Genomic DNA, 24569 nt, shown 5'->3' on the forward strand with positions numbered 1-24569 from the left:
CTCGGGGCATGGCAGGTTCTGGGGAGTTCGAGCCGGAGTCGGAGCGGGTTACGCGGCAGCTCCGGGACGACATTCTCGACGGTGTGCGCAAGCCCGGCAGCAAGCTCGTCGAGCGTGAGCTGGCGTCGCAGATAGGGGTGAGCCGCGTACCCGTGCGCGATGCCCTGCGGGTGCTCGTCGCCGAGGGTCTGGTCACGCCGCGACCACGGACGTGGGCGGTCGTAAGGGAGTTCACACCTACGGACATCGCGGATCTGAACGAGGTCCGCGAGGCCCTTGAGGTGATGACCTTCCGTCTCGCAGCTCAACGCCGTGACCGTGCCGGGCTCGAGCAACTGCGGACGAAACTGGACGAGGAGCTGAGCGCCGCCCGGGCGGGCGACGCCGTGCGCGCCCGGCGCGCGGCGGCCGACTTCCACGAGACGGTGACGTCGATGGCGGCCAACGAGTTGCTGAGCGAGCTCGAAGTCACATTGCGCAGCCGGATGCGGTGGCTCCTTGGCCAGCACGACGACCTGCTGGCGATGGCGTTGGAACACGAGGCCCTCTACGGCGCCATCGAGGACCGCGATGTCGCACTCGTCGAGGAACTCGTCGTCGAGCACCTGGCGAGCAGCCGGCGCGCGATCGCCAGCGGCCCTCACTGACCACAGCCCCGGCCCCCGCCCCCGCTCAGCGGCCGATACCCCTAGGTGGCGTGCCGCGGCCCAGCCACTGCGAGAGCGTCCGTCGCGGGGGCCGCACGGTGATGTCGCCGCCGCGGGACTGTCCGGCCAGCTGCACCCGTCCGTGCCGGACGCCGGCCGGATGCTGATGTCTCCGCTGCCGCGCACCAGGCCGTCGGTGATCACGTGTCATGAACCGCAGACCTGCGGCCCCGGATCAGCCCCGCACCAACGCCAGTTGGTCGGCGACGACCACTCCGTCGTGCAGGACCGTGCGGTCCGTGCCGCGGTCCATCACCGCGCTGGACGGTGTCTCGCCGTCGACAATGAGCAGGTCGGCGCGGTCACCGACCGCCAAGCCGGGCCGGTCGGCAACCCCGGCCGGCCGGGCCACGTCGTGGCTCATGATCGACGCCCCGCCGATCGTCGCGATCGCCAGGGACATCTCGATCAGCTCGTCACGGCGGAAGTTGTTGGTGAAGGCGAGCTGCCAGGTGCGGTCGAGCATGTCGCAGTTGCCGTACGGGCTCCAGTAGTCGCGCTGGCCGTCCTCGCCCAGGCCCACGCGCACGCCCGCCTCCGTCAGATCGACCAGTGACAGCTGCCCACGGGCAGACGGCGCCACCGTGGCCATCGCGATGTCCAGCTCGGCGAAGTCGTCGATGATGCGGCGGCTCACCGACTCGGAGACCGAGCCCAGTTCATAGGCGTGGGACATCGTGACCTTGCCCTGCATGCCGAGCGCCCGGGTACGCTCAAGGATCAGATCGGTGGAGAACACACCCAGCTCCCCGGGCTCGTGCAGGTGGATGTCGACCTCGACCTGGTACTTCTCCGCGAGCCCGAACACGACGTCCAGGTGGCCCTTGGGGTCCCGGTCCAGGGTGCAGGGATCGATGCCGCCCATCACGTCGGCGCCCCCCTTCAGCGAGGCCTCCAGGTATTCGACGGTGCCCTTCTCGCGGAGGATGCCCGCCTGCGGGAACGTCATGATCTGGACCTCGGCCTGATCGGCGAACTTCTCCTTCGCGGCCACCACCGCCTCGAACTTCTCGAGCTTGCAGTCCACGTCGACCTGGGCGTACGACCGCACACGGGTGGTGCCGCGGGCGATCATCCGCTCCAGTGTGCCCGCGACGCGCTCCACGAGCGGGACCTCCGCGGAGCGCCAGTTCTCGCGGTCGTTCATGGTCATCGTCCACACTCCCGGACCGCCGGTGTGCGGCCGGAACGGCAGGCCGATCCGGGTCGAGTCCAGATGCACGTGCACGTCGCTGAACGACGGCAGCAGCAGCCGGCCGCGGCCCGCCACCACCTCACCGTCCGGCTGCGCGGCCGGGTCGTGCGGGCGGATCGCCGCGATGCGGTCACCTGACAGGACGACGTCGCTGCGCTCGCCACCCCACGGACGGACGTCACGGATCAACACTGCTGTCACCTTTCTGCTGTGCCTTGTGGTGTGCTGCTGGCGGTACTGCTGTGCGTGTGGACAGGGGCCGGGCTACCGGGACGTCGTCGTGGCCAGTGTCTCGGCGGTGACGTCGGTGTGGTGGCAGGCGATGTCTCCGCTCGGCACGCTCTCCGTGCACAACTGGCGACGTTCCGGATCCAGTTGCGTATGCACGGGGCACCTGGACTGGAACACACAGCCCCGCGGAGGGTCGGCCGGGCTGGGCAGATCGCCCTTCAGCCGGATCCGCCCGCTCCGGTCCGCCGCCGGGTCGGGCTGCGGTACTGCGGACAGCAGCGCCCGCGTATACGGGTGTTCCGGAGCGCCGAAGACCCTTGAGGTGTCTCCGTATTCCATGATCTTGCCGAGGTACATCACCGCGATGCGGTCGGCGAAGTGCTGGACCACGGACAGATCGTGGGCGATGAAGAGGTAGGCCACCCCGGTGTCCCGCTGGATGTCCTCGAGGAGGTTGATGACCTGCGCCTGTACCGAGACGTCCAGGGCGGACACGGGTTCGTCGCAGATGATGAGCTGCGGGTCCAGGGCGAGCGCCCGGGCGATGCCCACGCGCTGCTTCTGGCCGCCCGAGAACTCGTGCGGGAAGCGGTTGTAGTGGTCGGGGCGCAGGCCCACCCGGTCCATCAGGTCCCGCACCTTGGCCTTGACGCCGCCGGCCGGCGTGATCCGCTGGGCGAGGAGCGGTGCGGCGATCGCGCTGCCCACGGACTGGCGGGGGTTGAGAGAGGACGAGGGGTTCTGGAACACCATCTGCACCCGGCGCCGGTATTCCTGCAGTTCCGACCGGCGTAGCTCGGCGATCTCCCGGCCGTCGAGCCGGATGCTCCCGGACGTCGGCTCGAGGAGTCGCATGAGCAGTCGGCCGGTGGTCGACTTGCCGCAGCCTGACTCCCCCACCAGGCCGAGGGTCTGTCCGGCGTCGACGGAGAAGCTGACGCCGTCCACGGCTTTGATCGCGCCGCCGCCGGGCCTGAAGGCGCGGGAGCGGATCGGGAAGTGCTTGGTCAGGTCGGTGACCTCCAGCAGCGGCGTCATCGGGCCACCTCTCCGGTCGGTTGCAGCGTCTCGAGGTGGCACCGCGAGGGGTGCCCGTCGATGCCGGTCAGTGTCGGGCGGCGCGTACCGCAGGCGTCGTCGGGCACCAGGTGTGTCTTCGGGCAGCGGTCGGCGAAGAGGCAGCCGTCGGGCAGCGCCAACAGTGAGGGCGGGAAGCCCGGGATGGGGTTGAGCCGCTCGGACCGCTGCGCCAGCGACGGCATCGAGGCCAGCAGTCCCTGGGTGTACGGGTGTCGCGGGTCCTTGAAGAGGTTCGCGACGGTCGCCTGCTCCACGCACTCACCGCCGTACATCACCACGACCTGGTGACACACCTCGGCGACCACGCCGAGGTCGTGGGTCACCAGGATGACGGAGGTCCCGGTCTCGTCCTGCAACTCGTTCAGCAGGTCGAGGATCTGGGCCTGCACGGTGACGTCGAGGGCCGTGGTGGGTTCGTCGGCGATCAGCAGCTCGGGTTCGCAGACAAGGGCCATGGCGATCATCGCGCGCTGCCGCATACCGCCGGAGAACTCGTGCGGGTAGGCCGAGTAGCGGCGTTTCGGGTCGGGGATCCCGACGCGGCCGAGCATGTCGACGGCGACCTGTGCCGCGGCCTTCTTGGACACGTTGTTGTGCACCCGGTAGGCCTCGGCGATCTGGGCGCCGACGGGGTAGAAGGGGTGCATGGCCGACAGCGGGTCCTGGAAGATCATCGCGATCTTCTTGCCGCGGTAGGCGCGCATCTGCGTCTCGGTGAGGGTGTTGAGGTCCTGTCCGTCGAGGAGGATCTGTCCGGTGACGGCGGCCGTGGTGTCCTTGAGCAGGCCCATGAGCGCCTGGGACGTGACGGTCTTGCCGGAGCCGGATTCGCCGACGATTCCTACGGTTTCCCCACGCGCCAGGGTCAGGTCCATCCCGTTGACGGCGTGCACGACGCCGTCGTCGGTCGGGAAGGACACCCGTAGATCGCGGATTGCCAGCATGGGCGCGGCTTCGGGCGTGGTCATCAGGCGACCCTCACTCGCGGGTCGATCACCGCGTAGGCGATGTCGACCAGGACGTTGGCGACAATGATGAAGAACGCGGCCATCATGGTGATGGCCATGGTGACCGGCAGGTCGCCGGCCTGCGCGGCGTGCACCGCGGTGAAGCCGACGCCGGGCACCGAGAAGATCTGCTCGGTGAGTACGGCGCCGCCGAGCAGCCCGCCGATGTCGAGGCCGAGCATGGTGACGACCGGAGTGATGCCGGCCCGCGCGCCGTGCTTGAACACGATGCTGCGCCGGGACAGTCCCTTTGCGCGGGCGGTACGCATGAAGTCCTCGCCGAAGGTCTCCAGCATGTTGCTGCGGGTGACCCGGATGTACTGCGCGCTGAACAGAACGGCCAGCGCCACCCAGGGCAACAGGTAGTTCAAGAACCAGCCACCGGGACCCGCCGCGTCGAACGGCGTGGCGATCTCGTTGGTGGTGAACGGCAGCAGGTCCAGCGTGCTGACGAACAGGAGCAGCAGCAACAGGCCGGTCACCGGAATGGGCAGCGAGACGCCGACGGAGGCGCCGCCGACGATCAGCTTGTCGGCGAACCGGCCCTTGCGGAGCGCCGCGAGCAGGCCGAGGCCCACACCGGCGATGGTCCACAGCACGATCGCACCGCTGGCCACCGACAGTGTGTACGGCAGGGCCCGGCCGATGATCGTGGTGACGTCCTCGTTGGTCTGGAACGACTTGCCCAGGCACGGCCAGTTGCACAGGGTCTCGGCGCCGGGTGCGCCGACCGTGTGGCTGCTCACCAGCCCCGACATGTACGTGAAGTACTGGGTGAGGAAGGGCTTGTCCATCCCGAGCGCGACCCGGGCCTCGGCGATGCGCTGCGGTGTGCACTCCTGACCGCAGGCCGCCGCGGCCGGGTCCGCCGGGCCGAGCTGGAACAGACTGAACGTCACGAAGCTGATGACAAACAGGAGCACGATCATCGCGACGAAGCGCCGCATCAGGAAACTGGTCATGGGTGCGACCTGCCGGCTCGGGATGAACTCACCGTTCGATTACCTCTCTTGTGCTGCGCGCGTCAGTGCTCGGCGCCGACGATCGACAGGTCTATGGCGCCGAAGAAGTACCCCATCTGGGCGCCTCGGACCTTGGAGCCGACCACGCTGCTGGTGTAGCTGCGCACCAGCGGGACGAGCGGGTAGGCCTGCATGGTCCGGTCGAAGAGGGTGGCCCACTTCTTGCCCAGCTCTTCGCTGGTCCCGTTGGTGCCGCGGAGCTTGTACATGTCGCGGGCGATCTTCGGGTCGTGGAAGCGCGGGATGTTGGAGAAGCCGTAGGTCTTGCCGTCCAGGCTCGGCCCCACGTTCGGGTCTACGGTGGTGCGCACCGAACCGCTGTCGGCGCCGCCGCACCAGCCGCTGCGGGCGATGTCGGGCATCTGGTCACCGGCCAGCACGGTGTAGTAGTTGGCGGCCGGGATCGGGCGCAGTTGCAGGTCGATGCCGAGCTTCTTGAGGTTCTGCTGGAGCACGGTGCCGACGTTCTTGTAGCGGGCGTTGGTGTCCGCGTAGCCGTAGACCAGCTTCTTGGGGACCTTCTTTCCCTTCAGGAGCTTCTTGGCCTCGTCGAGCTTCGGCTTGCCCGCGGGGTCCAGGTCGGTGTGCTGGGCGACGTAACCGCGCTGGGCCGGGTTGATGTACGACTGGGCCACCTTGCCGAAGCGTGCGCCGCCGTACTGGACCTGGATGGAGCCGCGGTCGATGGAGAGTGCCATCGCCTTGCGGACGTCGGGGTCCTTGATGGTCTCGGTGTTGAAGTTGAGCACGTCCGTGCAGCCCAGCAGACCGGCCGCGGTGCGCTTCTTGACCTTGGGGTCGTTGAGCTTGGCCGCGTCGGACGCCTGGAGTCCGCCGTTGCTGTCCAGCGTGATCGCCGTCGGGTCCGAGTCGGCGAGCAGCTGCTGGCTGATGGTGGCCTGGGCCGTGGACAGCGAGAAGGTGAACGTGTCAGGCAGGGCAGGTCTGTTGGGGTCGGTGGCCGGGTCCCACTGGTCGTTGCGGACCAGCTTCATCGAACGCCCGCGGTCGTACGACTTGATCTTGTACGGGCCCGAGGAGACCGGGTGGTTGGTGTAGTCGAGCTTGGTGTCCTCGGCCTTCGGCACCGGCGCCGTGTTCGACCGTGACACCAGCGCGGGGAACTCCGCGAACGGCTGCTTGAGGTGGAAGACGACGGTGTGGTCGTCGGGGGTGTCGATCGCCTTGAAGTCGCCGCCGGCGTACGGGCCCTTGTAGCCGTCGTCGGCCAGGGCCGAGTTCAGCTCCTGCGGTGCCTGGGTGTAGACGTCGCGGGCGTAGGTGCGCTCGACGCCGTACTTGATGGCCTTGCTGGTGATCGGCGTGCCGTCCTCGAACTTCAGCCCCTTCTTGAGGGTGTAGGTCCAGGTGAGGCCGTCGGCGGAGGGCTTGCCCAGGTCGGTGGCCAGGTCCGGCACGATGGTCGGCGGCCGGCCGGCGGTCTCCTTGGCCATGGTCAGCGTGCGGTAGTACAGCTGGCCGACGTTGGCGGTCTGTACGTAGTTGCTGTTGCCGGGGTCCAGGGTCTGGAAGTCCGAGGACATCAGGACGTTGATGTTCCCGCCCTTGGCGGTGTACCCCTTGCCGACGGTCACCGGCGCGTAGGCGTCCGCCTTGGCGCCGGCCCGGTCACCGGGGGTGGGCTTGGGGCCACCGCAGGCGGTGAGGGCCAGCCCGGCACTCACCGTCAGGGCGAGCGCCGCCTTGGTGCTTCGATTCACTGCGTCTCCTTGCGGACGGGAAAGGGATGGCGCACGTCAGGGGGCGACCCGAGGTGCACCACGGTGGATCAGAGGTGGGTGGATCAGCTTCGGGACGACTTCGGGTCGAGGGCGTCCCGGACCGCGTCGCCGAGCAGGTTGAAGGCGAGCACGGTGATCACCAGTGCGCCGGCCGGGACGGCCAGGAACCACGGGTCGGAGAGGTACCAGTTCCCCGACTGGGCCGCGTTGAGCATCTGGCCCCAGGAGGGCGTGGGGTCCTTGACCCCGACGCCGAGGAACGACAGGGCCGCTTCCGCGGTGATGTTGGTGGGGATCATCATGGTCGCGTAGACCAGCACGACCCCCATGACGTTCGGGATGATCTGCCGGAAGATGATGCTCCGGTGGGAGGCACCGTAGGCCTGGGCGGCCTCGACGAACTCCTGCTGCCGGATCGAGAGCACCTGGCCACGCACGACTCTCGCCAGGTACGCCCAGCCGAAGAAGCCGAGGATGATCACCAGTGAGGCGATCGGCACCAGGCTGCCCGAGTCGAGGGAGGTGCCCCGCAGCCGGGACTGGAGGATCGGGGTCAGCGACAGGACGAGCAGCAGGTGCGGGAAGGCCAGGAACAGGTCCATCACGCGGCTGATCACCATGTCGACCTTGCCGCCGAAGTATCCGGCGGCCGCGCCGAGCACGGTGCCGAGGACCACCGACACCACGGTCGACAGCAGCGCGATGGTGAGGGAGATCCTCGCGCCGTAGGCCATGCGGGCGAAGATGTCGCGCCCGAGCCCTGGTTCGAGACCGAGCCAGTGCTCCCCGGACGGGAAGCGGTAGTACGACAGCGGCAGGCCCGGTGTGTCGAAGTCGTCCAGGAATTCGGGCCCGGTCCTGGCGCTGAACGGGTCGGAGCCCTCGATGGCCACCAGCACCGGGGCCAGGATGGCGAACAGCACCATCAGGGCCACCACGATCAGCGCGGCGACGGCGATCCGGCTGCGCCGAATGCGAAGCCATGCCGTGCCGAGCAGCGATCGCGCGGTGGCGATCTCGGCGGTGGGCTCGCGCTCGGTCGGTGCGGCCTCGGACTCCGGTGAAGGCAGGGTGGCCACCTGCCCTTCGGAGGGCTCCGGCGCGCTGACGCGGCGCGTCCGACTCGGCGACTCATGCGGATCCGGCACGTCGATCCTTCGGTGCTCAGGGGTGTGGGTGGCCGGAACGGTATACCAAGAATCGTGGTTTCCACCAGGGTGATGTGACATCCGGTGCAGCACCGTTGCGCAGCCCACAAATCGGCCTTACTTCCCTTGTCATCGGCGGGTTATGGTCATGCGGAGAGCGGTGCGAGCCCGGTGCCGGCGACCTGTCCGATGGTGCGGCGCAGCCCTTTGCACCCCGGGATTTCGGCGGCCGATCCGCCTACTTGGTGTACCAAATCTGAAAGGGATGTCGATGAGAACCTTGGTGACCGCTTCCTGGGTGATAGCCCACGACGGACGCTCGCACGTGGAGGTCCCGGACGGTGCCGTGCTGATCGACGGCGACACCGTCCTCGACGTGGGTGCGCGCGCCGAACTGGCGCGCCGCGAGGCCGACGAACACATCGACCTCGGTGACGCGGTGATCACCCCCGGCCTCATCGACCTCGACGCTCTCACCGACATCGACCACCTGATCCTGGACTCCTGGGCGTCCCCGGATCTGTCCTCGGGCTTCACCTGGTCTACGGAGTACTTCGCCTCGCCCCGTGCGGTGTTCGACGCGGCGCAGCGGCGCACGGTGCGCGAGTACGCGCTGACCCAGCTCGCCCTGCACGGCGTCACCAGCTACATGCCGATCGCCTCCGAGGTGCACAGCGACTGGGCCGAGACGTACGAGGACTTCGTGGCGATGGCCGAGGTGTCCACGAAGCTGGGTCTGCGTGCCTTCCTCGGGCCGTCGTTCCGGTCCGGGGTCAACGTGATCGGCGCGGACGGCAAGCGCACCGTGCAGTTCGACGAGAAGGCGGGCCGGCGCGGCCTGGCCGACGCGCTGCGCTTCCTGGACCACACCACACAGCTCGCGGACCCGCTGGTGACCGGGGTCCTGCTCCCCTGCCGGATCGAGACGCTCACCCCGGACCTCCTGCGCGACGTCGCCCGGGCCGCACACCAACGCGGAGCGCTGGTACGCCTGCACGCCCTGCAAGGCGTGTCAGAGCGCGACTTCATCCAGCACACCTACGGGCGTACGCCGCTTCAACTCATCGCCGAATCAGGGCTGTTGTCGGACCGGCTGATCGTTCCGCACGGAGTGGTGCTTGACGTGCACCCGGAAGTGCTCGGTGCCGACACCGGAGATGTCGCGGTGCTCGCCGACGCAGGTGTGTCGATCGTGCACTGCCCGCTGACCAACGCCCGGTACGCCCACAACCTGCATACGTTCGCCGGGTACCGGGCGCAGGGGGTGAACCTGTGCCTCGGTACGGACTCCTTCCCGCCGGACCTGATCCGGGGGATCGACGTGGGCACCCAGGTCGCCAAGATCCAGGCCGGCGACCTGGGCCAGGGCCATCTCGCCGGCTACTTCGAAGCGCTCTGGACCGGTGGCGCGACAGCGCTGCACCGGCCTGACCTCGGCCGCCTGTCCGCGGGGGCCACCGCCGACCTCGCGGCCTTCGCCCTCGACGACTTCCGCATGGGCGTCACCGAGGATCCGCTGCGCACCCTCGTGCTCAACGGCACCGCCCGCGACGCGGTCCTGACGATGGTCGCGGGCAAGGTGGTGATGCGCGACGGCGCGATCCCCGGCGTCGACCTTCCCGCACTGAGGCGCGCCGGGCAGGAGCTCTTCGACCTGATGCGGGCGGCGTATCCGGAGCGGGACCATCGGCGTCGCCCGGTGGACCAGCTCTTCCCGCCGGTGTTTCCGCGGAGGTAGGGACCTTGGCCCCTCCCCCTCGATAATCGCTGGCGCGGTGCTCCGCCCCCTGGTGGGGTGTGGGGATGAACGAAGACAAGGAGAGCCGGGCGGCCGTGCTGACGCTGCCCACGCTGGAGCTCCGGCATCACGCCGTCATCGCGGGCGAAGACGGTGAGGAGCAGGTGGCGGCGTCCGTCGGTCCGGACGGGCAGGTGATCGCTTTGTGGTCGAAGCCGCGCGACGTCGCCGGACTCTCGGCCACTACGACCAGCCCCGGGGGCGCGACGTTCCCCGAACCGCGCGCGACGAAAGCCGTCGACGCCCGCGTGACGGTGCACGCGCCGCACCTCACGGCCTCCGTTGAACTGCCCGGCCTGGAGCTCGCGCACGTCACCGTTCAGCCACTGCCTGGGGCGCGGGTGCTTGTCGTCGGCGCCCGAGCCAGGTGGCGGCCGGAAGGCGCTGACCGTAACGCGATCGTCTACGACGCCGACGGCCGCGTGGTCGCCGAAGCCACCCTCGGAGACGGAATCTCGCACATCTTCACCACGCACACCGGCGACATCTGGGTCGGCTACTTCGACGAAGGGGTCTACGGCAACCTCGGGTGGGGCAACCCGGGCACACCGGCGCCCATGGGCCAGTACGGCCTGACCCGCTTCTCCTCCGACCTTGAGACGCAGTGGCACTTCCCGTCGCACACATCCGAGCCGTGGGGAGCGATCAGCGACTGCTACGCACTCAACATCGACGGTGACGCCGCCTGGGCCTGCTACTACACGGACTTCCCGATCGTCCGCATACGCGACGGCGTGGTCACGTCCTGGCACAACAGCGTGGCCGGAGCCACGGCCCTCGCCGTCGAGGACTCACGCGTCGCCCTGCTCGGCGGCTACGGACCGCACCACGACCGGCTGTCCGTGGGCACCCTCGACAGTGACGAGCTCCGCGTCACAGCCGAGTACCGGATCGTGCTGCCGAACGGTGATCCCCTGCCGAAGTACACACAAGTCATCGGCCGCGGCCCGGACTTGCACGTCCTTTCGGGCAACGACTGGTACCGACTCGGCCTCAGGGACATCCCCCACGGCGCTCCCTGAGAGACTGCACGTCATGACCACCGCCACACGCAGCACCACTGTCGAGATTCCCACCGGGGACGGCACCGCCGACGCCTATCTCGCTCACCCCGACGACGACGCCGCCCACCCGGCCGTCCTGCTCTACATGGATGCCTTCGGGCTGCGCCCTCATCTCCGGGCGATGGCCGACCGGCTCGCCGCGGCCGGCTACACCGTACTCGTCCCCAACGTGTTCTACCGTCACGGCCGGGCGCCGGTCGTGACGCTGCCCGACTTCATCAGCGACGCCGAGCGACCGGCGCTGTTCGAGCAGATCGTCCCCCTCATGGGCGACTTGACCGCGGACGCGGTGGCAGGCGACTCCGCCGCGTACCTGTCCTGGCTGGCCGACTGCCCCGCGGCCGCCGCCGGGCCCGTCGGCGTCACCGGTTACTGCCTGGGCGCCCGCCTGGCCCTGCTCACCGCGGGCAGCCATCCCGAGAGGGTCGCGGCGGCGGCCGGCTTCCACGGCGCGGGGCTGGCCACCGACGACCCCACGAGCCCCCACCTCCTCGCCGGCCGGATCACCGCGGAGCTCTACTTCGGTCACGCCGACCAGGACCCGTCCATGCCACCCGAGCAGATCGAACGCCTCGACAAGGCGCTCTCCGCGGCGGGCGTCCGCCACCGCTCCGATGTCTTTACGGGCGCCCACCACGGCTTCACCATGGCGGACACCAACCGCTTCGACACCGAGGCCGCGGAACGGCACTGGGTCGCTCTCCTCGACCTGCTGGGCCGCAACCTCTGATTCTGCGTCGAGCAGCTGGGTCCGATCGCCTCCCGCGAGACTGCCCCGCTCGGAAGCGTGGGAGGCCCGGGAAGCGTAGGAAGCCTGGGAAGCGTAGGAAGCCTGGGAAGCGTAGGAGGCCTGAGCGGCCAACCGCGCAGCGTTCGTGCTGCCACCTCCAGGCCTTCGAGCTGCCCCCGATCCAGGCCCTCGTGCGATGGTTCGCCGCAGGTCACGCGACCGTCCCGCTCACCTAGCGCGTCGCCGCCTGGAACGTGCGCCGGTATGCCAGCGGCGAGACGCCGATCGCGGCGTGCAGATGCTGCCGCAGTGACGCGGCCGTCGCGAAGCCCACTTCGCCGGCGATCCGGTCCACCGGCAGATCGCTGGACTCCAGCAGGTGACGCGCCCTCGCAACCCGCTGCTGGGTGAGCCACCGACCCGGGCTCATCCCGGACTCGTCCCGGAACCGCCGGGCGAACGTACGCAGGCTCATCTGCGCATGGTCCGCGAGTTCGGCCAGCGTCAGCGGCAGGTCGAGGTGGTCGAGTGCCCACTGCCTGGTGGCTGCCGTACCGGCGACGGACGCCTCGGGAACGGGCTGCTCGATGTACTGCGCCTGGCCCCCTTCGCGCCAGGGCGGCACCACACACCTCCGCGCCACCTGGTTGGCCACCTCGGCGCCGAAGTCCTGCCGTACGACGTGGAGGCAGACGTCAACGCCCGCTCCGGCACCGGCCGAGGTGAGGATGTCGCCGTCTTCGACGAAGAGCACATCGGGGTCGAGCCTCACCTGCGGGAAAAAGAGCCGGAAACTGTCGGCCAGGGCCCAGTGCGTGGTGGCGCGACGGCCGTCGAGCAGACCGGCCGCCGCGAGGACGAAGGCGCCGGTGCAGATCGACACGACGCGGGTGCCGGGCGGGATGTGCGCGAGAGCGGCGGCCACCGGGCCCGGGAGCACGGACCCGTTGGGCGGGCACTCGTCGACCGGCGGGATCACCACGGTGTCAGCCTCGGCCAGCGCTTCGGGGCCGTGCTCGACGGTGATCAGGAAATCGGCGTCCGTGCGCACGGGACCACCGTCGACGCTGCAGGTGCGGATCTCGTACCGGCCGTCCGCGGCGCCGAAGATCCGCCGCGGAATGCCCAGCTCGAACGGGTGCACCCCGTCGAGCGCCAGCACCACGACCCTGTGCACGCCACTGACGCGCCTGGCGTCACCGACACCACTGCCACTGCCACCGCTGCCACCACTCATGGCACGATCCTATCGAATGGTGGCAGTCATGCCATTTTCTCGGGCGGTCGGCCACGGCACGCTGGAGCCGTGAGCACTTCAGAGAACACCGCACCCACCACGCCCGTCACGCCCGCCGCCCCCACCATGCGGGCCATCAGCCAGGACACCCTCGGCGGCCCCGAGGTACTGAAGGAGGTCGAGCGCGAACGCCCGGCACCGGGACTGAGCGAGATCCTTGTCAGGGTCCATGCCGCAGGCGTCAACCCGACCGACTGGAAGCACCGGGCGCACGGCATCTTCCTCGGCCAACCGCCGTTCGTCCTGGGCTGGGACGTGTCCGGCGTCGTCGAGGAGACGGGTCTCGGGGTGACCCTGTTCAAGCCGGGCGACGAGGTGTTCGGCATGCTGCCCTACCCGCACGGCGTGGGTTCGCACGCCGAGTACGTCACCGCGCCCGCCCGCGCGTTCGCGCTCAAGCCGTCCGAGGTCGACCACGTGCAGGCGGGCGCCATTCCGCTCGCCGCTCTGACCGCCTGGCAGGCCCTGGTCGACACCGCCCAGGTGCAGCCGGGGCAGCGCGTCCTGATCCACGCTGCGGCCGGCGGCGTCGGCCATCTCGCCGTGCAGATCGCCAAGGCGCGCGGCGCGTACGTGATCGCCACGGCCAGCGCGGCCAAGCACGACTTCGTGCGCGGTCTGGGCGCCGACGAACTGATCGACTACCGGACGACCGACTTCAGCGAGGCGGTCCGCGACGTGGACGTCGTCCTGGACACCATCGGCGACGACTACCGCACCAGGTCCCTGCCCACGCTGCGCCCGGGCGGTCTGCTGGTCTCCATCCTGCCGACCGGCACCACGGAGCTGGCCGAGGAGGCCGAGCGGGTCGGCGTGCGGGCCGTGGAGATGCTCGTGGAGGCCGATCACGCCGGAATGAACGCGATCGCCGACCTGATCGCCACGGGCAAGCTCCGCGCGACGATCGCCGACACCTTCCCGCTCGCCGAGGCCGCCAAGGCACACGAGCTGGGCGACACCGGCCGCACGACCGGCAAGCTGGTCCTCGTCGTGCGCTGATCGCGTCCGCTCGTCCGTCAGCCCATGGACGGGTCGCCCTTGATGAGGGCGAAGGTGGCACCGAACGGGTCCTTCACCATGGCCAGGCGGCCGACGCCCGGCACGTCCATGGGCGGGAAGAGCGTCGTGGCACCGCGCTCGGTGGCGGCAGCGTAGGTCGCGTCGCAGTCCTCGACGCCGAAGTACGGGTGCCACTCGGCGCCGGACCCGGCGTCGAGGTTCTCCTGCTGGAGCTGCAGGATGCCGCCGTGGCCCGCCTCGCCCACGTCCGCGGAGCCGGCCGGGGCGACGACCGTGTACTCGGGGCCGGCCCCGCCCGTCGGCATGTCCTGGTACAGCCAGGAGAACACCTGGCGGTAGAAGTCCTTGGCCGCGCCGGCGTCGGTCGCGTAGAGCTCGGTCCAGCACAGGGCGTTGGGCTGCATGACCGTTTCGAGACCCTGGACGTCACCGGGCTGCCAGACCGCGAACTGTGCACCGGCCGGATCGGTGAAGGCGGCCATCCGCCCCGAGGTGAAGACATCACCCGGGGGAACGCGGACCGTGCCTCCGGCCGCCTCCACCGCCTTGGCGACACCGTCCGCGTCGGGGGTGTTGAAGTAGACCGTCCAGGAAGGGGAGGCACCCTCCTCGGTCAGCGGACCGGCGGCGGCCACGTCCTTGCCGTCGAGCTGGAAGAACCCGTAGCCGCCCCCTTCCGGCCCCGCCGACCGGAAGGTCCAGCCGAACACACCGCCGTAGAACGCAGCGGCCGCGTCCACATCCGGCACACCGAGGTCGAGCCAGTTCGGCGCGCCCGGTACGTACGTCGTCGAAAGCATGATCAGGCCTTTCGTGTACTGACGAATCCCGATGCAACGCAGCATGGCAGCCCGCACTGACAATCGCCGTTCGGCGCACGGTCTCCGCAGGTCGCGGGCGGTGCCGGCTACCCGAACTGGCCGGGCTGGTAGTCGCCGGCGGGCTGCTGAACGAGGACGTTCACGCGGTTGTAGGCGTTGATCAGGGCGATGAGGGACACCAGCGCGGTGAGCTGGTCCTCGTCGTAGTACTTGGCCGCGTTCGCCCAGGCCTCGTCGGAGACGCCGCCACCCGCGTCGGCGATACGGGTGCCCTGCTCGGTCAGCTCCAAGGCGGCGCGCTCGGCATCGTTGAACACCTTCGCCTCGCGCCACGCCGCGACCATGTTGAGGCGCGTCTGGTCCTCCCCGGCCGCCGTGGCGTCCTTGGTGTGCATGTCGGTGCAGAAGCTGCAGCCGTTGATCTGGCTGGCGCGGATCTTCACCAGCTCCTGCGTGGCAGCCGGAAGCGTCGAGTCCGTCACCACCTTGGCGCCCGAGTTGATGTGCTTCAGGACCTTGGCCCCGACGTGGTTGGCGAAGAGGTTCAGGCGGGCTTCTTCCATGGCGAGCTCCTAGTTCGTGCCGGTGGTTACATCCCTCTGACGGAGCGGCTCGGCACGATGTGACGAGTCTGGATGTGACGCGCGCCACACAGGCCTTCCAGGCCCGGGCGCCGGCGGTGAGAGCCCCGCCCTCGGCGTCCCGATAGGCAGTCTGCACGTCCGGCCCAGGTATCGCACGACGGGAGCGCTGACCACGGAGAGGGAACGAGCGGGAGAGAGTGATGCCGGGCTCCGCCGTTCGTCAGCGGATACCAAGTGCCGTCCGGCAGACCGCGCTCGGCCGGATCCCGGTAGCTTGGCCCTATGCCCTCTGCACTTGTTGTTGGTTATGACCCGGAGGCGATTCCCGGCGTCGATGCGGGAGCCCTTCGCAAGGGTCTTGACGAGGAGTTGGACCGGTTCGGCGAGCACGGCATCGATGCGGCCATGGCGCTGGTCGTGTTCGACGATTCCGCCGAGTCCGTCCTCGTGGCGGCGCTGACGGAGCGCCCGTGGGACGTGGTGGTCGTCGGCGGTGGGATCCGCAAGACCGAGCAGCTGCTTCCGCTCCTCGAAGAGATCATGAACCTGATCCGCATCCATGCGCCCCACGCCGCGATCGCGTTCAACACGAACGGCGGCGACAGTGTCGAGGCGGCACAACGCCGGCTGTGAGTCCGGCCTGCCCGAGAGTGGCGGGTGGGACGGGTGCCGGACGCAGCTAGGAAGCCTTCGGCAGGTTCAGGTCGCGGTTGATGACGCGGGCCGCACGCTCGACGGTCGCGACGCCGTTCTCCATGGTGCGGTTGTCGTGGGAGAGCACGGCCATCCCGTAGTCGTGACCGCCGCCTGTGAACACGCCGACGCTGTGCACGCGCCAGCCGTTGGTCGAACGCGGCAGCCAGCCGTTCTTGACGTGAACGGTCGCCGTCCCGGGCGCGCCGGCCGGTGTTCCCCAGCGCTGATCCGGGACGACACGGTTCATGAGCCGCAGGGCGTAGCTCCGGGAACGCGCGCCGAGAACGTTGGTCTCCGAGGTCAGCAAGCGGAGCAGCTTCACCTGGTCGCCCGCCGTGATCTGGGTGCGACCCCACGCGCCCTTCGGGCCGGGCACGGTGTCCCGCATTCCGGCCAGGTTCAGGAAGTGCTGGATGCCGTCATGGCCGATCTGGTGCCAGAGGGCGTTCGTGGCGGCGTTGTCCGACTTGGTGATCATGGCGGTGGTCAGGTCGACCTCGCGTGAGGTCAGGTGACGGTTCTCGTCGGCGACCTGGCGCAGCAGGGCTCCAAGAATCGTGACCTTGACCACGCTCGCCGAGTCGAAGGCCGTGTCGGCCCGGAACGCGCACGACGTGTCCGTGGTCCGGTCGTAGAGCGCGAGCGCCGAGGCCTTGCCGTGCCCGTGGAGCGATGCGGCTATGTCGCGCTCCAGTCGGTCCGCCAGTCCGGGCCGGTGCGAGGTGCACCTCACCGGGGAGCCTCCGACGCTCGTGGCGGCACTGCTCGTACCAGCCGCCGCGCCCGCCTGAGCAGGGGCGGCGGCCGCGAAGGCGGTGAGCGCCGAGCCGGCGGCCAGGGCCGCGGCGAGTCCCTGCTTTGCGCGCCGCGGCAGCGGCATGTGCGTTCCCTGCATGGAGGTTCCGTCCTGCTCTGTGTCTGCGGTCGCATCGGCAGCGGTGCTGACCCGTCAGCGGCGAGGTCCACGTCCTGCGACGAGGTCGGGGTTGCGGCCGATGCCCCACACCAGGGCTTCGCGCCGACCGGTGCGCATAGTCCGTCCGTCACACTCGGTGAGCAGCGCTTCGTCGCGCGCCCGCCGGGCGGCCGGCGGTCGGATGAACGACCCGGATCCCGAATGACGGCGACGCTACAGGGACGGGGCGGCGGCCGGGCGAAAGATGAGTCGGTATGTCCGCTATAGGCGTTTTAGCTGCGTGTGATGTTGTTCATGGATGAATTGACCACCGGGGCGGCAATCGCCACAGGGAGGTGCAGGGGGGCCGAACAGAGCGCGTCCCGTGGGTGGTCGAACAGGCCGTACTCGCATAGGCGGTTGAGCAGGCCGCACACGCACCACCCGCACGAAGACGACACGCCCCACCCGCCCGAATACTCTTGTCCGCCCTTCCCGGCCCGCATTACCGTGCAGCGGTGGATCTCTTCTCACGTTCCTGGACGGCATTGCGCACCGCCGTCGCCGAAGTCCCGGACGAGGACTACGAGCGGCCCTCCGGCTGTACGGGCTGGCTTGTGCGGGACCTCGTGTGCCACCTGGTCATCGGCGCCCAGGACGTCCTGATCACCCTGGTCACGCCGGCGGAATCCGAACCGACCGTGGACGCCGTCACCTACTGGGGCATCGTCGAACCCCCGACCGGCGAGGACCCGCTCGACGCGCTGATCCCCCGGCTGGCCGCCGCTTACGGCGAGCCGAGGTGGCTCAAGTTCCACCTCGACGACGTCGGGTCCGCGGCGGGCCGCGCCGCCCAGCTCGCCGATCCCGCCGCCCGCGTCAGCACCCGCGACGAGGTGCTGACCGTCGGCGACTTCCTGTCCGCGTACGTCCTCGAATGGACCTTGCATCACCTCGACCTGATCGCCCACCTGCCGTCGGCCGCGCAGCCTCCCGCCGAGGCCCTCGCGGCGGTTCGCGCGACGCTGGAGAAGATCTCCGGGACCCCGTTCCCCGCCTCGTTCTCCGACACGGACGCGCTCCTGGTCGGCACCGGACGTCGCACACCGACCGACGAGGAGAAGGCCGCGCTGGGCGACTTCGCCGAGAGGCTCCCGCTCGTCATCGGCTGAGCGGGCTCTGTCCACGGGGCGGGCGCGAGCGACATGACGTCGCGGCAGGGCGACGTCCGAATCCCGCCAGCGTCGGCTCACGCGGGCAGCAAATATCGGTAGGGCCGAAGGCGCCGGCCTGCGGCCGCACCCCTAGGGGCAGGACCTCGAGCCCGCCCCACCCCGCCCCGTTCCGCCGCGCGAGAGACCCCAGACTTGAACCAGCCGCACCAGCGCACCCCCGCCCCGGACACACTCTTCAGCGACCACGCACCGGCCGCCGGCGCGCCACCCCGCATCCCGTACGACCCAACCGTCCCGGCACTCGGCGAACTCAACTGGGCTGATCTGTATGGCCAGTTGAACGATGCGGGCGTCGCCGTCACCCCACCTCTCCTGTCCCGCACACAGTGCCAGGAGATCATCGACACGTTCGGGGAACCCGCCCTGTTCCGGTCCACCGTGGTCATGCAGCGATACCAGTTCGGCCGGGGCACCTACAAGTACTACGCCGACCCCACCGACGTACCGCTCGTCCAGACCCTCCGCGAGCGGCTCTACCCGCCGATGGCGTGGATGGCCAACCAGTGGGCGCCTCAGCTCGGCGAGCGGACCTTCCCCGGCACGCTGGACGAGCTGATCGACGAGTGCGCGGACAACGGGCAGAAGCGGCCGACCCCGCTGATCCTCCAGTACGGCCAGGGCGACTACGCCTGCCTTCACCAGGACATCTACGGCGACATCGTCTTCCCGCTGCAGATCGCCGTCATGCTCAATCAGCCCGGCGAGGACTTCACGGGCGGCGAGAACGTGTTCGTCGAGCAGCGCCCGCGCTTCCAGTCCCGCGCCATGGTGGTCAAGCCGCAGCTCGGCCAGGGAATGATCTTCCCGGTCCGGCACCGCCCGGTCCGCGGCAAGAACGGCTTCCGCCGGCACCCCATGCGGCACGGCACGAACGCCGTCGAGTCCGGACACCGCAACGCCCTCGGCCTCATCTTCCACAACGCCCGCTGACCGTCCGCGCCCAGCCCGCCGCTACCCCTCACGACAAGGCACCGACCCCCGTCAGGGCAATGTCCGAATCCCGCCAGGCATAGCGGTATATAAGGCGCAGAGTTGGCAGTAGGACATCACCTTACGAGGAGATCTGGAAGGAACAGACCCATGACCGTCTACACGACGCTCGACAGCCCGCTGGGTGAACTGCTGCTCGTGGGCGAGGAGTCGGCCACCGCAAAGGGCGGCACCGCACTTGCCGCGCTGACCGTACCGGGCCAGAAGAACGGCGCCGTCGTCAAGGACGACTGGGCCGAGGACGCGGACGCGTTCACCGAGATCACCGCGCAACTGCGCGCCTACTTCGACGGCAGGCTCACGCACTTCGACATCGAGTACACCGGCAGCGGCTCGGAGTTCCAGCAGCGGGTGTGGAAGGCGCTGGAAGCCATCCCCTACGGCAGCACCCTGACCTACGGCGACGTCGCCGCGCGCATCGGCGCCTCGAAGGCCGCCGTCCGCGCCGTGGGTACGGCGATCGGCGCGAACCCGCTGCTCGTCGTACGCCCCTGCCACCGTGTGATCGGCGCCAACGGCACCCTCACCGGATACGCGGGTGGACTTGAGCGCAAGCGGCAGCTTCTGGACCTGGAGGGCCTGCGGCAGACCGCATGAACGCAGGTCCCTGAACGCCGCCCCTACGGCTCCCCCGGCTCCGAGGACACGCACGTCGACGGAGCCGGGGGGACACCTTCGACCCGAGGATCCTCACCATGCTGGACACCACCCGCCTGACAGGCCCGGTCGCGGACCGCGTCGCTCACGAGGAGTGGGGCGCCCTGGCCGACGAGCTCAACACCTACGGAAACGCCCCGACGGGCCGGCTCCTCACACCCGAAGAGTGCCGTCGGATCGCGGACCTCTACGACGACGCCGAACGCTTCCGCACCACCGTCGACATGGCCCGCCATCGTTTCGGCTCCGGGCAGTACCGCTACTTCACACATGTACTGCCGGACGTCGTACGCGAGTTGCGGGAGGCGTTCTATCCGCGGCTGCTGCCCATCGCCCGGGACTGGGCCGAGAAGCTCGGCAGACCCGCGCCCTGGCCCGACTCACTCGACGAGTGGATCGAGATGTGCCACACGGCCGGGCAGGACCGCTCGGCGCAGATTCTGCTGCGGTACGGGCCCGGTGACTGGAATGCGCTGCACCGCGACGTGTTCGGCGACATGCTCTTCCCGCTCCAGGTCGTCGTCGGCCTCGACGCACCGGGAACCGACTTCACCGGTGGCGAGTTCCTGATGACCGAACAGCGCGCCCGCGCACAGTCGAGGGGATCGTCCACCACCCTGCTCCAGGGCCACGGGCTGATCTTCACCACCCGCGACCGGCCCGTCGCCTCGAAGCGCGGCTGGTCCAACGCCCCCATGCGGCACGGCGTGAGTACCGTGCGCACCGGGCAGCGGCACACCCTCGGGCTCGTCTTCCACGACGCGGCATGAACCGAGACGGCCCGCCCGCCCCGTACGAGCATGAGCGCACATACACACTGCTCGGCCGGAGCGGCACGCCCTACCTGAGCACGACCCCGGGAACGCTCGGCGGGCACCGCCGCGGGCGCCTCTACGGGCGTCTGGGCTGCCCGTCCGCGCTGCGGGCCATCTCCCGGGGCCACTACGTGAAGCACCGGGTGTTCTTCCCGGACGAGGCCACCGCCGTCGCGGCCGGATTCCGGCCGTGCGCGGTCTGCCTGCCCGAGGAGTACGCCCGCTGGAGAGCCGACCGAGAGAGCACGCACCACGCCATGAACAACCTCTCCGACCGGGAATCGTCCCGCTCACCCCTGATCAGCCCTGCGGACCTGGCCGCGCACGGCGACCTGCCCCGCCCCTCGCCGCACACGGAGGCCGAACTCGCCGCACTCATACGCCTGTTGACGCTCCCCAGGTCCCGGATCGAGACCGTCACCGTGGGACACAGCCGTGACGAGGCGTCCCGCCAGGCCGCCGGCGCGTTCGCCACCGCCTGGGCCGCGCGGGGCGGCAAGGTGCTCACGACGGTCAACTGGCCCGAGAACGCGGCCTCCTGGCTGCGGCCGGCCACCCGGCTCACTGCCGGACTCCCCGACGCATGGGTGGTGGCCGCGGCCCCGCTCGGCTTCGCCCAACTGGCCCGCCGCCTGCGCCACTCCACCGACTGGGACCCGTCCCGCACCTACGCGTTCGCCTCCCTCAACGACTCCCGCGTGCCGGCACTCACCGGCCCGGACACCCTGCACGGCCTGCGCGGAGCGACCGCCGACGGGGGCACATGGGAGATCCGCCGCGGCTGGGTAACCACGTACGACCCCGCCGACTCGACCTCATGACCGGGACCTCATGACCAGACCGGCAACACCTCTCCGCGCGACGGAATGCGCGGCACTTCGTACAATTTGGCCCCGAACGATACCCTGCCCGGAACGCGCCGCGGTGGCGCCGAAGGAGTGTGCTCGTGCCAGGCCAACGATCCATCACCGAAGCCGAGAAGCTGGCGGAGGCGAAGCTCGGTGGAATGCCGGTCCGCCATGAACAGATGGCGGTGGTTGCCAACATCTACCGTGCCGCCTCGGCCGTCCGTCAGCACCTGGAGAACTCGGTCCTGCGCGAGTCCGACCTCACCTGGACCGCATTCGTGGTGCTCTGGGTGATCTGGGTCTGGGGCGAGTCGGAGACCCGCCATGTGGCTGAGGAGGCCGGTATCTCCAAAGGCACGCTCACCGGGGTCTCCCGCACGCTCGAGGCGCGGGGCCTGGTCCGGCGTGCCGGGCACCCGAACGACGGCAGGCTCGTGCTGCTCAGCCTCACGGACGAGGGCGAGGAGCTGATGCGACGGGTGTTCCCGAAGTTCAACGAGGAAGAGGCCTTCGTCGCCGGGCAGCTCAGCGACGAGGAGTGCCGCAGCATCGCGGACGGGCTGCGCAGGGTGGTGCTCCAGGTCGAGGAGCACGGCGAGGAGCGCCGGCTCGACCTTCTGGACGGCGCCGAGCCCGCCCCCCGCCGCAGCGGGCGCCGCCCCAAGGCCTGACCGGCGCCAAGGGAGGTGTCAGTCGTGAGCGCGCGCGGCCCGGACCAGGGCATCGAAGATGCCCTGCTGTGCGCCGTCCTCGTGTGCCGTGTCCTCCGGATGCCACTGCACGGCAGTGAACCAGCCGCGCGCTTCCGGGAGTTCGAGCGCCTCCACCGTTCCATCGACGGCGCGGGCGGTGACACTGAGTCCGGAGCCGAGCCGGTCCACCCGCTGGTGGTGGTAGCAGGACGCGTCCACCTTCTCGGTCCCGGTGGCCTGTTCGAGAAGCGAGAGGCGCTCGATCGCCACCGGGTGCACGATGTGCCGGTGCTCGCGTTCGGGACCGCCCATGTCCTGGTGCAGCGTGCCGCCGAGAGCGGTGTTGACCACCTGGAGTCCCCGGCAGATCGCCAGTAGCGGTATCGCGGCGTCGAGGGCCTGGCGGGCGAGTTCGAGGTCGAAGGCGTCCTGGGTGTCGTCGACGTCGTAGACGCTGGCGTGTGCCGCGGCGACTCCGTAGCGGTGCGGTGCGATGTCGCCGCCGCCGGGCAGGAGCAGGCCGTCGAAGCGGGCCAGCCGGGCGGCCACCTCGCCGGGGTCGGCGGTGCCGCCCGGTGCGTGCGGATGGACAGTGACCGGTTCCCCGCCGGCGTTCCAGACCGCCTCGATCAAGGCGCGGGCGTTGACCTCTGCGGCGTATCGAAGTGCTGAGGTGGAGGTGGCGAAGCGGGCCGGTACGGCGATGAGGGGCCGGGCCGTCACAGCTGGATCCAGGTGGTCTTGAGTTCGGTGTACTTCTCGAGCGCGTGGGCGGACTTGTCCCGGCCGTTGCCCGATTGCTTCATGCCGCCGAAGGGCACGGTGAGATCGCCCTCCTCGTAGCAGTTGACCCACACCGTTCCGGCCTTGAGAGCGCGGGAGACCTGGTGAGCGGTGGACAGGTCGGAGGTCCACAGTCCGGCGGCGAGCCCGTACTCGGTGGCGTTGGCCAGCGCGACGGCCTCGTCGAGATCGTGGAAGGTGAGCACCGACAGGACGGGGCCGAAGATCTCCTCCCGGGCGAGCCGCATCCCCGGGTTCACCTCGTCGAAGACGGTGGGCTGCAGGAAGCTGCCGCCGGTGTCGGCCAGGGTGCGGGTGCCGCCGGTGCGCAGCCTGGCGCCCTCGCTCGTGCCCGTGTCGATGTGGTCGAGTACGCGGCCGAGGTGGGCCTCGCCGACCAGGGCGCCCATCTCGGTGGCGGGGTCGAGGGGGTCGCCGACACGCAGTTCGCCGGCCCGTCGCACGATCGCCTCGGTGACACGTTCGGCGACGGAGGCGTGGACGAGGAGACGGGAGGGGGCGGTGCACATCTCGCCCTGGTTGAAGAAGATGCCCCAGGCGGCGGTCGCGGCCGCCTTCTCCAGGTCGGGGGCGTCGGGCAGGATGATGTTGGGCGACTTGCCGCCCAGTTCGAGCCAGACCCGCTTGAGGTTGGAGTCCGCGGCGTAGTGCAGGAAGTGCCGTCCGACGGCCGTCGACCCCGTGAAGGCGAGGACGTCGACGTCCGGGTGCAGTCCGATGGCACGCCCGGCGGTGGGGCCGTCGCCGGTGACGACGTTCAGGACGCCGGGGGGCAGGCCCGCCTCGGTGGCCAGCCGCCCCAGTTGCAGCGCCGACAGGGGCGAGTTCTCGGACGGCTTGAGGACGACGGTACAGCCGGCCGCGAGCGCCGGGGCGACCTTCCAGGAGGCAATGGTCAGAGGAAAGTTCCACGGGACGACCGCGCCGACGACTCCGGCCGGCTCGCGGGTGACGAGGGCGAGCGCGTCGGGCGCGGTGTGCGGGGACTCGTCGGTGAGCTTGTCGGCCAACTGCCCGTAAAAGCGGAAGGTGTTGACGGCGGCACGCAATTCGATGTCGTACGCGTCCGTGATGGGTTTGCCCATCTCCAGGCTCACGGTGAGGGCGAGGCGGTCGCGCCGTTCCTCCAGGAGGTCGGCGAGGCGGAGCAGTGCGCGGCCGCGGTCGGCGGGGGCGAGGCGGGGCCACGGGCCGGCGTCGAAGGCGCGGCGTGCGGCGGCCACCGCGGCGTCGACCTCGGCCGCGCCACCGTCCGCGACCTGCGCGAGAACCTGTCCGTCACGGGGTGACACGGCCGCGTAGGTTGCGCCGCCGCCCGGTTCGTCGGAGCCGTCGATGTGGTGGAAGCCGGACAGGTCCAGCTCCTTGGCGCGGCTCAGCCACTCGTCGTGGGTGAGTTCCAGCATGGTGTGGCCTCCGGCTCACTGAATGTGTTTGAGGTCAAAGGAAATCGCGCCCGCTTGTCGGGGTGCGCCGGCGGCCTGTGCGCCG

At 69.9% G+C, this 24569-nt stretch carries 24 protein-coding genes; 12 read left to right on the forward strand and 12 right to left on the reverse strand.

Going from position 1 to position 24569, the window contains the following annotated elements; all coding sequences use genetic code 11:
- Window positions 1-8 precede the first annotated feature (8 nt).
- Entirely contained in the window at window positions 9-647 is a 639-nt protein-coding gene (locus OG574_RS04010; protein WP_326771874.1) for a GntR family transcriptional regulator, read from the forward strand.
- Between the two features lie 235 nt (window positions 648-882).
- Here OG574_RS04010 and OG574_RS04015 read toward each other — a convergent pair whose 3' ends face one another.
- From OG574_RS04015 to OG574_RS04040, 6 genes are all read right to left on the reverse strand, one after another.
- Window positions 883-2094 carry an amidohydrolase family protein gene (locus OG574_RS04015; protein ID WP_326771875.1) on the reverse strand — a complete coding sequence of 404 codons (1212 nt, stop codon included), beginning with the start codon at window positions 2092-2094 and terminating at the stop codon, window positions 883-885.
- 72 nt (window positions 2095-2166) lie between these two features.
- Window positions 2167-3171: an ABC transporter ATP-binding protein gene (locus tag OG574_RS04020; RefSeq protein WP_326771876.1), complete on the reverse strand. Its 1005-nt coding sequence runs from the start codon at window positions 3169-3171 to the stop codon at window positions 2167-2169.
- Window positions 3168-4181 (reverse strand): ABC transporter ATP-binding protein, encoded by a 1014-nt coding sequence (locus OG574_RS04025; protein ID WP_326771877.1) that lies wholly within the window; start codon window positions 4179-4181, stop codon window positions 3168-3170. Before OG574_RS04025 ends, OG574_RS04020 begins: the two co-directional genes overlap by 4 nt.
- Window positions 4181-5182 carry an ABC transporter permease gene (locus OG574_RS04030; RefSeq protein ID WP_326771878.1) on the reverse strand — a complete coding sequence of 334 codons (1002 nt, stop codon included), beginning with the start codon at window positions 5180-5182 and terminating at the stop codon, window positions 4181-4183. Before OG574_RS04030 ends, OG574_RS04025 begins: the two co-directional genes overlap by 1 nt.
- Window positions 5183-5244: 62 nt before the next feature.
- Window positions 5245-6963, reverse strand: coding sequence for an ABC transporter substrate-binding protein (locus OG574_RS04035; protein WP_326771879.1), 1719 nt, complete (start codon window positions 6961-6963; stop codon window positions 5245-5247).
- A gap of 83 nt (window positions 6964-7046) precedes the next feature.
- Window positions 7047-8054 carry an ABC transporter permease gene (locus OG574_RS04040; protein WP_398376926.1) on the reverse strand — a complete coding sequence of 336 codons (1008 nt, stop codon included), beginning with the start codon at window positions 8052-8054 and terminating at the stop codon, window positions 7047-7049.
- Between the two features lie 349 nt (window positions 8055-8403).
- Between OG574_RS04040 and OG574_RS04045 the strand changes: the two genes are divergently transcribed.
- The 3 genes from OG574_RS04045 (at window position 8404) to OG574_RS04055 (ending at window position 11724) form a co-directional block, all read left to right on the forward strand.
- Window positions 8404-9870: a chlorohydrolase family protein gene (locus OG574_RS04045; protein WP_326771881.1), complete on the forward strand. Its 1467-nt coding sequence runs from the start codon at window positions 8404-8406 to the stop codon at window positions 9868-9870.
- 65 nt (window positions 9871-9935) lie between these two features.
- Window positions 9936-10952: a hypothetical protein gene (locus OG574_RS04050; RefSeq protein ID WP_326771882.1), complete on the forward strand. Its 1017-nt coding sequence runs from the start codon at window positions 9936-9938 to the stop codon at window positions 10950-10952.
- 13 nt (window positions 10953-10965) lie between these two features.
- The gene (locus tag OG574_RS04055; RefSeq protein ID WP_326771883.1) at window positions 10966-11724 is read left to right on the forward strand and encodes a dienelactone hydrolase family protein; all 759 of its coding nucleotides are present in this window, start codon (window positions 10966-10968) and stop codon (window positions 11722-11724) included.
- A 232-nt stretch (window positions 11725-11956) separates the two neighbouring features.
- On the opposite strand, the gene OG574_RS04060 is transcribed toward OG574_RS04055, so the two are convergent.
- On the reverse strand, window positions 11957-12961 hold the full coding sequence (locus OG574_RS04060; RefSeq protein WP_326771884.1) for a GlxA family transcriptional regulator: 1005 nt from the start codon (window positions 12959-12961) through the stop codon (window positions 11957-11959).
- A 126-nt stretch (window positions 12962-13087) separates the two neighbouring features.
- Here OG574_RS04060 and OG574_RS04065 point away from each other — a divergent pair, with 126 nt between their 5' ends.
- Window positions 13088-14020, forward strand: coding sequence for an NADP-dependent oxidoreductase (locus tag OG574_RS04065; protein WP_326778358.1), 933 nt, complete (start codon window positions 13088-13090; stop codon window positions 14018-14020).
- A 17-nt stretch (window positions 14021-14037) separates the two neighbouring features.
- On the opposite strand, the gene OG574_RS04070 is transcribed toward OG574_RS04065, so the two are convergent.
- Window positions 14038-14841 (reverse strand): VOC family protein, encoded by an 804-nt coding sequence (locus tag OG574_RS04070; RefSeq protein WP_326771885.1) that lies wholly within the window; start codon window positions 14839-14841, stop codon window positions 14038-14040.
- 107 nt (window positions 14842-14948) lie between these two features.
- On the reverse strand, window positions 14949-15425 hold the full coding sequence (locus tag OG574_RS04075; protein WP_100593462.1) for a carboxymuconolactone decarboxylase family protein: 477 nt from the start codon (window positions 15423-15425) through the stop codon (window positions 14949-14951).
- 303 nt (window positions 15426-15728) lie between these two features.
- Between OG574_RS04075 and OG574_RS04080 the strand changes: the two genes are divergently transcribed.
- Window positions 15729-16079 (forward strand): hypothetical protein, encoded by a 351-nt coding sequence (locus tag OG574_RS04080; protein ID WP_326771886.1) that lies wholly within the window; start codon window positions 15729-15731, stop codon window positions 16077-16079.
- 46 nt (window positions 16080-16125) lie between these two features.
- On the opposite strand, the gene OG574_RS04085 is transcribed toward OG574_RS04080, so the two are convergent.
- Window positions 16126-17037, reverse strand: a complete 912-nt coding sequence (locus OG574_RS04085; RefSeq protein ID WP_326771887.1) for a serine hydrolase — start codon at window positions 17035-17037, stop codon at window positions 16126-16128.
- Between the two features lie 518 nt (window positions 17038-17555).
- On the opposite strand from OG574_RS04085, the gene OG574_RS04090 reads away from it, so the two are divergent.
- The 6 genes from OG574_RS04090 (at window position 17556) to OG574_RS04115 (ending at window position 22253) form a co-directional block, all read left to right on the forward strand.
- A complete protein-coding gene (locus tag OG574_RS04090; protein ID WP_326771888.1) occupies window positions 17556-18209 on the forward strand; it encodes a maleylpyruvate isomerase N-terminal domain-containing protein in 654 nt (217 codons plus the stop codon).
- A gap of 195 nt (window positions 18210-18404) precedes the next feature.
- The gene (locus OG574_RS04095; protein ID WP_326771889.1) at window positions 18405-19202 is read left to right on the forward strand and encodes a 2OG-Fe(II) oxygenase; all 798 of its coding nucleotides are present in this window, start codon (window positions 18405-18407) and stop codon (window positions 19200-19202) included.
- Window positions 19203-19352: 150 nt separating this feature from the next.
- A complete protein-coding gene (locus tag OG574_RS04100; protein WP_326771890.1) occupies window positions 19353-19859 on the forward strand; it encodes a methylated-DNA--[protein]-cysteine S-methyltransferase in 507 nt (168 codons plus the stop codon).
- A 98-nt stretch (window positions 19860-19957) separates the two neighbouring features.
- Window positions 19958-20689, forward strand: a complete 732-nt coding sequence (locus OG574_RS04105) for a 2OG-Fe(II) oxygenase (protein ID WP_326771891.1) — start codon at window positions 19958-19960, stop codon at window positions 20687-20689.
- Window positions 20686-21555 carry a hypothetical protein gene (locus OG574_RS04110; RefSeq protein ID WP_326771892.1) on the forward strand — a complete coding sequence of 290 codons (870 nt, stop codon included), beginning with the start codon at window positions 20686-20688 and terminating at the stop codon, window positions 21553-21555. The genes OG574_RS04105 and OG574_RS04110 overlap by 4 nt, the downstream gene beginning before the upstream one ends.
- A 125-nt stretch (window positions 21556-21680) precedes the next feature.
- Window positions 21681-22253, forward strand: coding sequence for a MarR family winged helix-turn-helix transcriptional regulator (locus tag OG574_RS04115; RefSeq protein WP_326771893.1), 573 nt, complete (start codon window positions 21681-21683; stop codon window positions 22251-22253).
- 18 nt (window positions 22254-22271) lie between these two features.
- Here OG574_RS04115 and OG574_RS04120 read toward each other — a convergent pair whose 3' ends face one another.
- Both OG574_RS04120 and OG574_RS04125 read right to left on the reverse strand, forming a co-directional pair.
- Window positions 22272-22997, reverse strand: coding sequence for a gamma-glutamyl-gamma-aminobutyrate hydrolase family protein (locus OG574_RS04120; RefSeq protein WP_326771894.1), 726 nt, complete (start codon window positions 22995-22997; stop codon window positions 22272-22274).
- The gene (locus OG574_RS04125) at window positions 22994-24484 is read right to left on the reverse strand and encodes an aldehyde dehydrogenase (protein ID WP_326771895.1); all 1491 of its coding nucleotides are present in this window, start codon (window positions 24482-24484) and stop codon (window positions 22994-22996) included. Before OG574_RS04125 ends, OG574_RS04120 begins: the two co-directional genes overlap by 4 nt.
- Between the last annotated feature and the right edge of the window lie 85 nt (window positions 24485-24569).

The organism is Streptomyces sp. NBC_01445 (assembly GCF_035918235.1).
In the GTDB taxonomy this organism is placed as follows: Bacteria; Actinomycetota; Actinomycetes; order Streptomycetales; family Streptomycetaceae; genus Streptomyces.

What these genes read in the sequence shown, in the direction of transcription:
- OG574_RS04010 (WP_326771874.1), top strand. Translation starts at nt 9, where the DNA reads ATGGCAGGTTCTGGGGAGTTCGAGCCGGAGTCGGAGCGGGTTACGCGG.
- OG574_RS04020 (WP_326771876.1), bottom strand. Translation starts at nt 3,171, where the DNA reads ATGACGCCGCTGCTGGAGGTCACCGACCTGACCAAGCACTTCCCGATC.
- OG574_RS04025 (WP_326771877.1), bottom strand. Translation starts at nt 4,181, where the DNA reads ATGACCACGCCCGAAGCCGCGCCCATGCTGGCAATCCGCGATCTACGG.
- OG574_RS04030 (WP_326771878.1), bottom strand. Translation starts at nt 5,182, where the DNA reads ATGACCAGTTTCCTGATGCGGCGCTTCGTCGCGATGATCGTGCTCCTG.
- OG574_RS04045 (WP_326771881.1), top strand. Translation starts at nt 8,404, where the DNA reads ATGAGAACCTTGGTGACCGCTTCCTGGGTGATAGCCCACGACGGACGC.
- OG574_RS04050 (WP_326771882.1), top strand. Translation starts at nt 9,936, where the DNA reads ATGAACGAAGACAAGGAGAGCCGGGCGGCCGTGCTGACGCTGCCCACG.
- OG574_RS04055 (WP_326771883.1), top strand. Translation starts at nt 10,966, where the DNA reads ATGACCACCGCCACACGCAGCACCACTGTCGAGATTCCCACCGGGGAC.
- OG574_RS04060 (WP_326771884.1), bottom strand. Translation starts at nt 12,961, where the DNA reads ATGAGTGGTGGCAGCGGTGGCAGTGGCAGTGGTGTCGGTGACGCCAGG.
- OG574_RS04065 (WP_326778358.1), top strand. Translation starts at nt 13,088, where the DNA reads ATGCGGGCCATCAGCCAGGACACCCTCGGCGGCCCCGAGGTACTGAAG.
- OG574_RS04070 (WP_326771885.1), bottom strand. Translation starts at nt 14,841, where the DNA reads ATGCTTTCGACGACGTACGTACCGGGCGCGCCGAACTGGCTCGACCTC.
- OG574_RS04075 (WP_100593462.1), bottom strand. Translation starts at nt 15,425, where the DNA reads ATGGAAGAAGCCCGCCTGAACCTCTTCGCCAACCACGTCGGGGCCAAG.
- OG574_RS04080 (WP_326771886.1), top strand. Translation starts at nt 15,729, where the DNA reads ATGCCCTCTGCACTTGTTGTTGGTTATGACCCGGAGGCGATTCCCGGC.
- OG574_RS04085 (WP_326771887.1), bottom strand. Translation starts at nt 17,037, where the DNA reads ATGCAGGGAACGCACATGCCGCTGCCGCGGCGCGCAAAGCAGGGACTC.
- OG574_RS04100 (WP_326771890.1), top strand. Translation starts at nt 19,353, where the DNA reads ATGACCGTCTACACGACGCTCGACAGCCCGCTGGGTGAACTGCTGCTC.
- OG574_RS04105 (WP_326771891.1), top strand. Translation starts at nt 19,958, where the DNA reads ATGCTGGACACCACCCGCCTGACAGGCCCGGTCGCGGACCGCGTCGCT.
- OG574_RS04110 (WP_326771892.1), top strand. Translation starts at nt 20,686, where the DNA reads ATGAACCGAGACGGCCCGCCCGCCCCGTACGAGCATGAGCGCACATAC.
- OG574_RS04125 (WP_326771895.1), bottom strand. Translation starts at nt 24,484, where the DNA reads ATGCTGGAACTCACCCACGACGAGTGGCTGAGCCGCGCCAAGGAGCTG.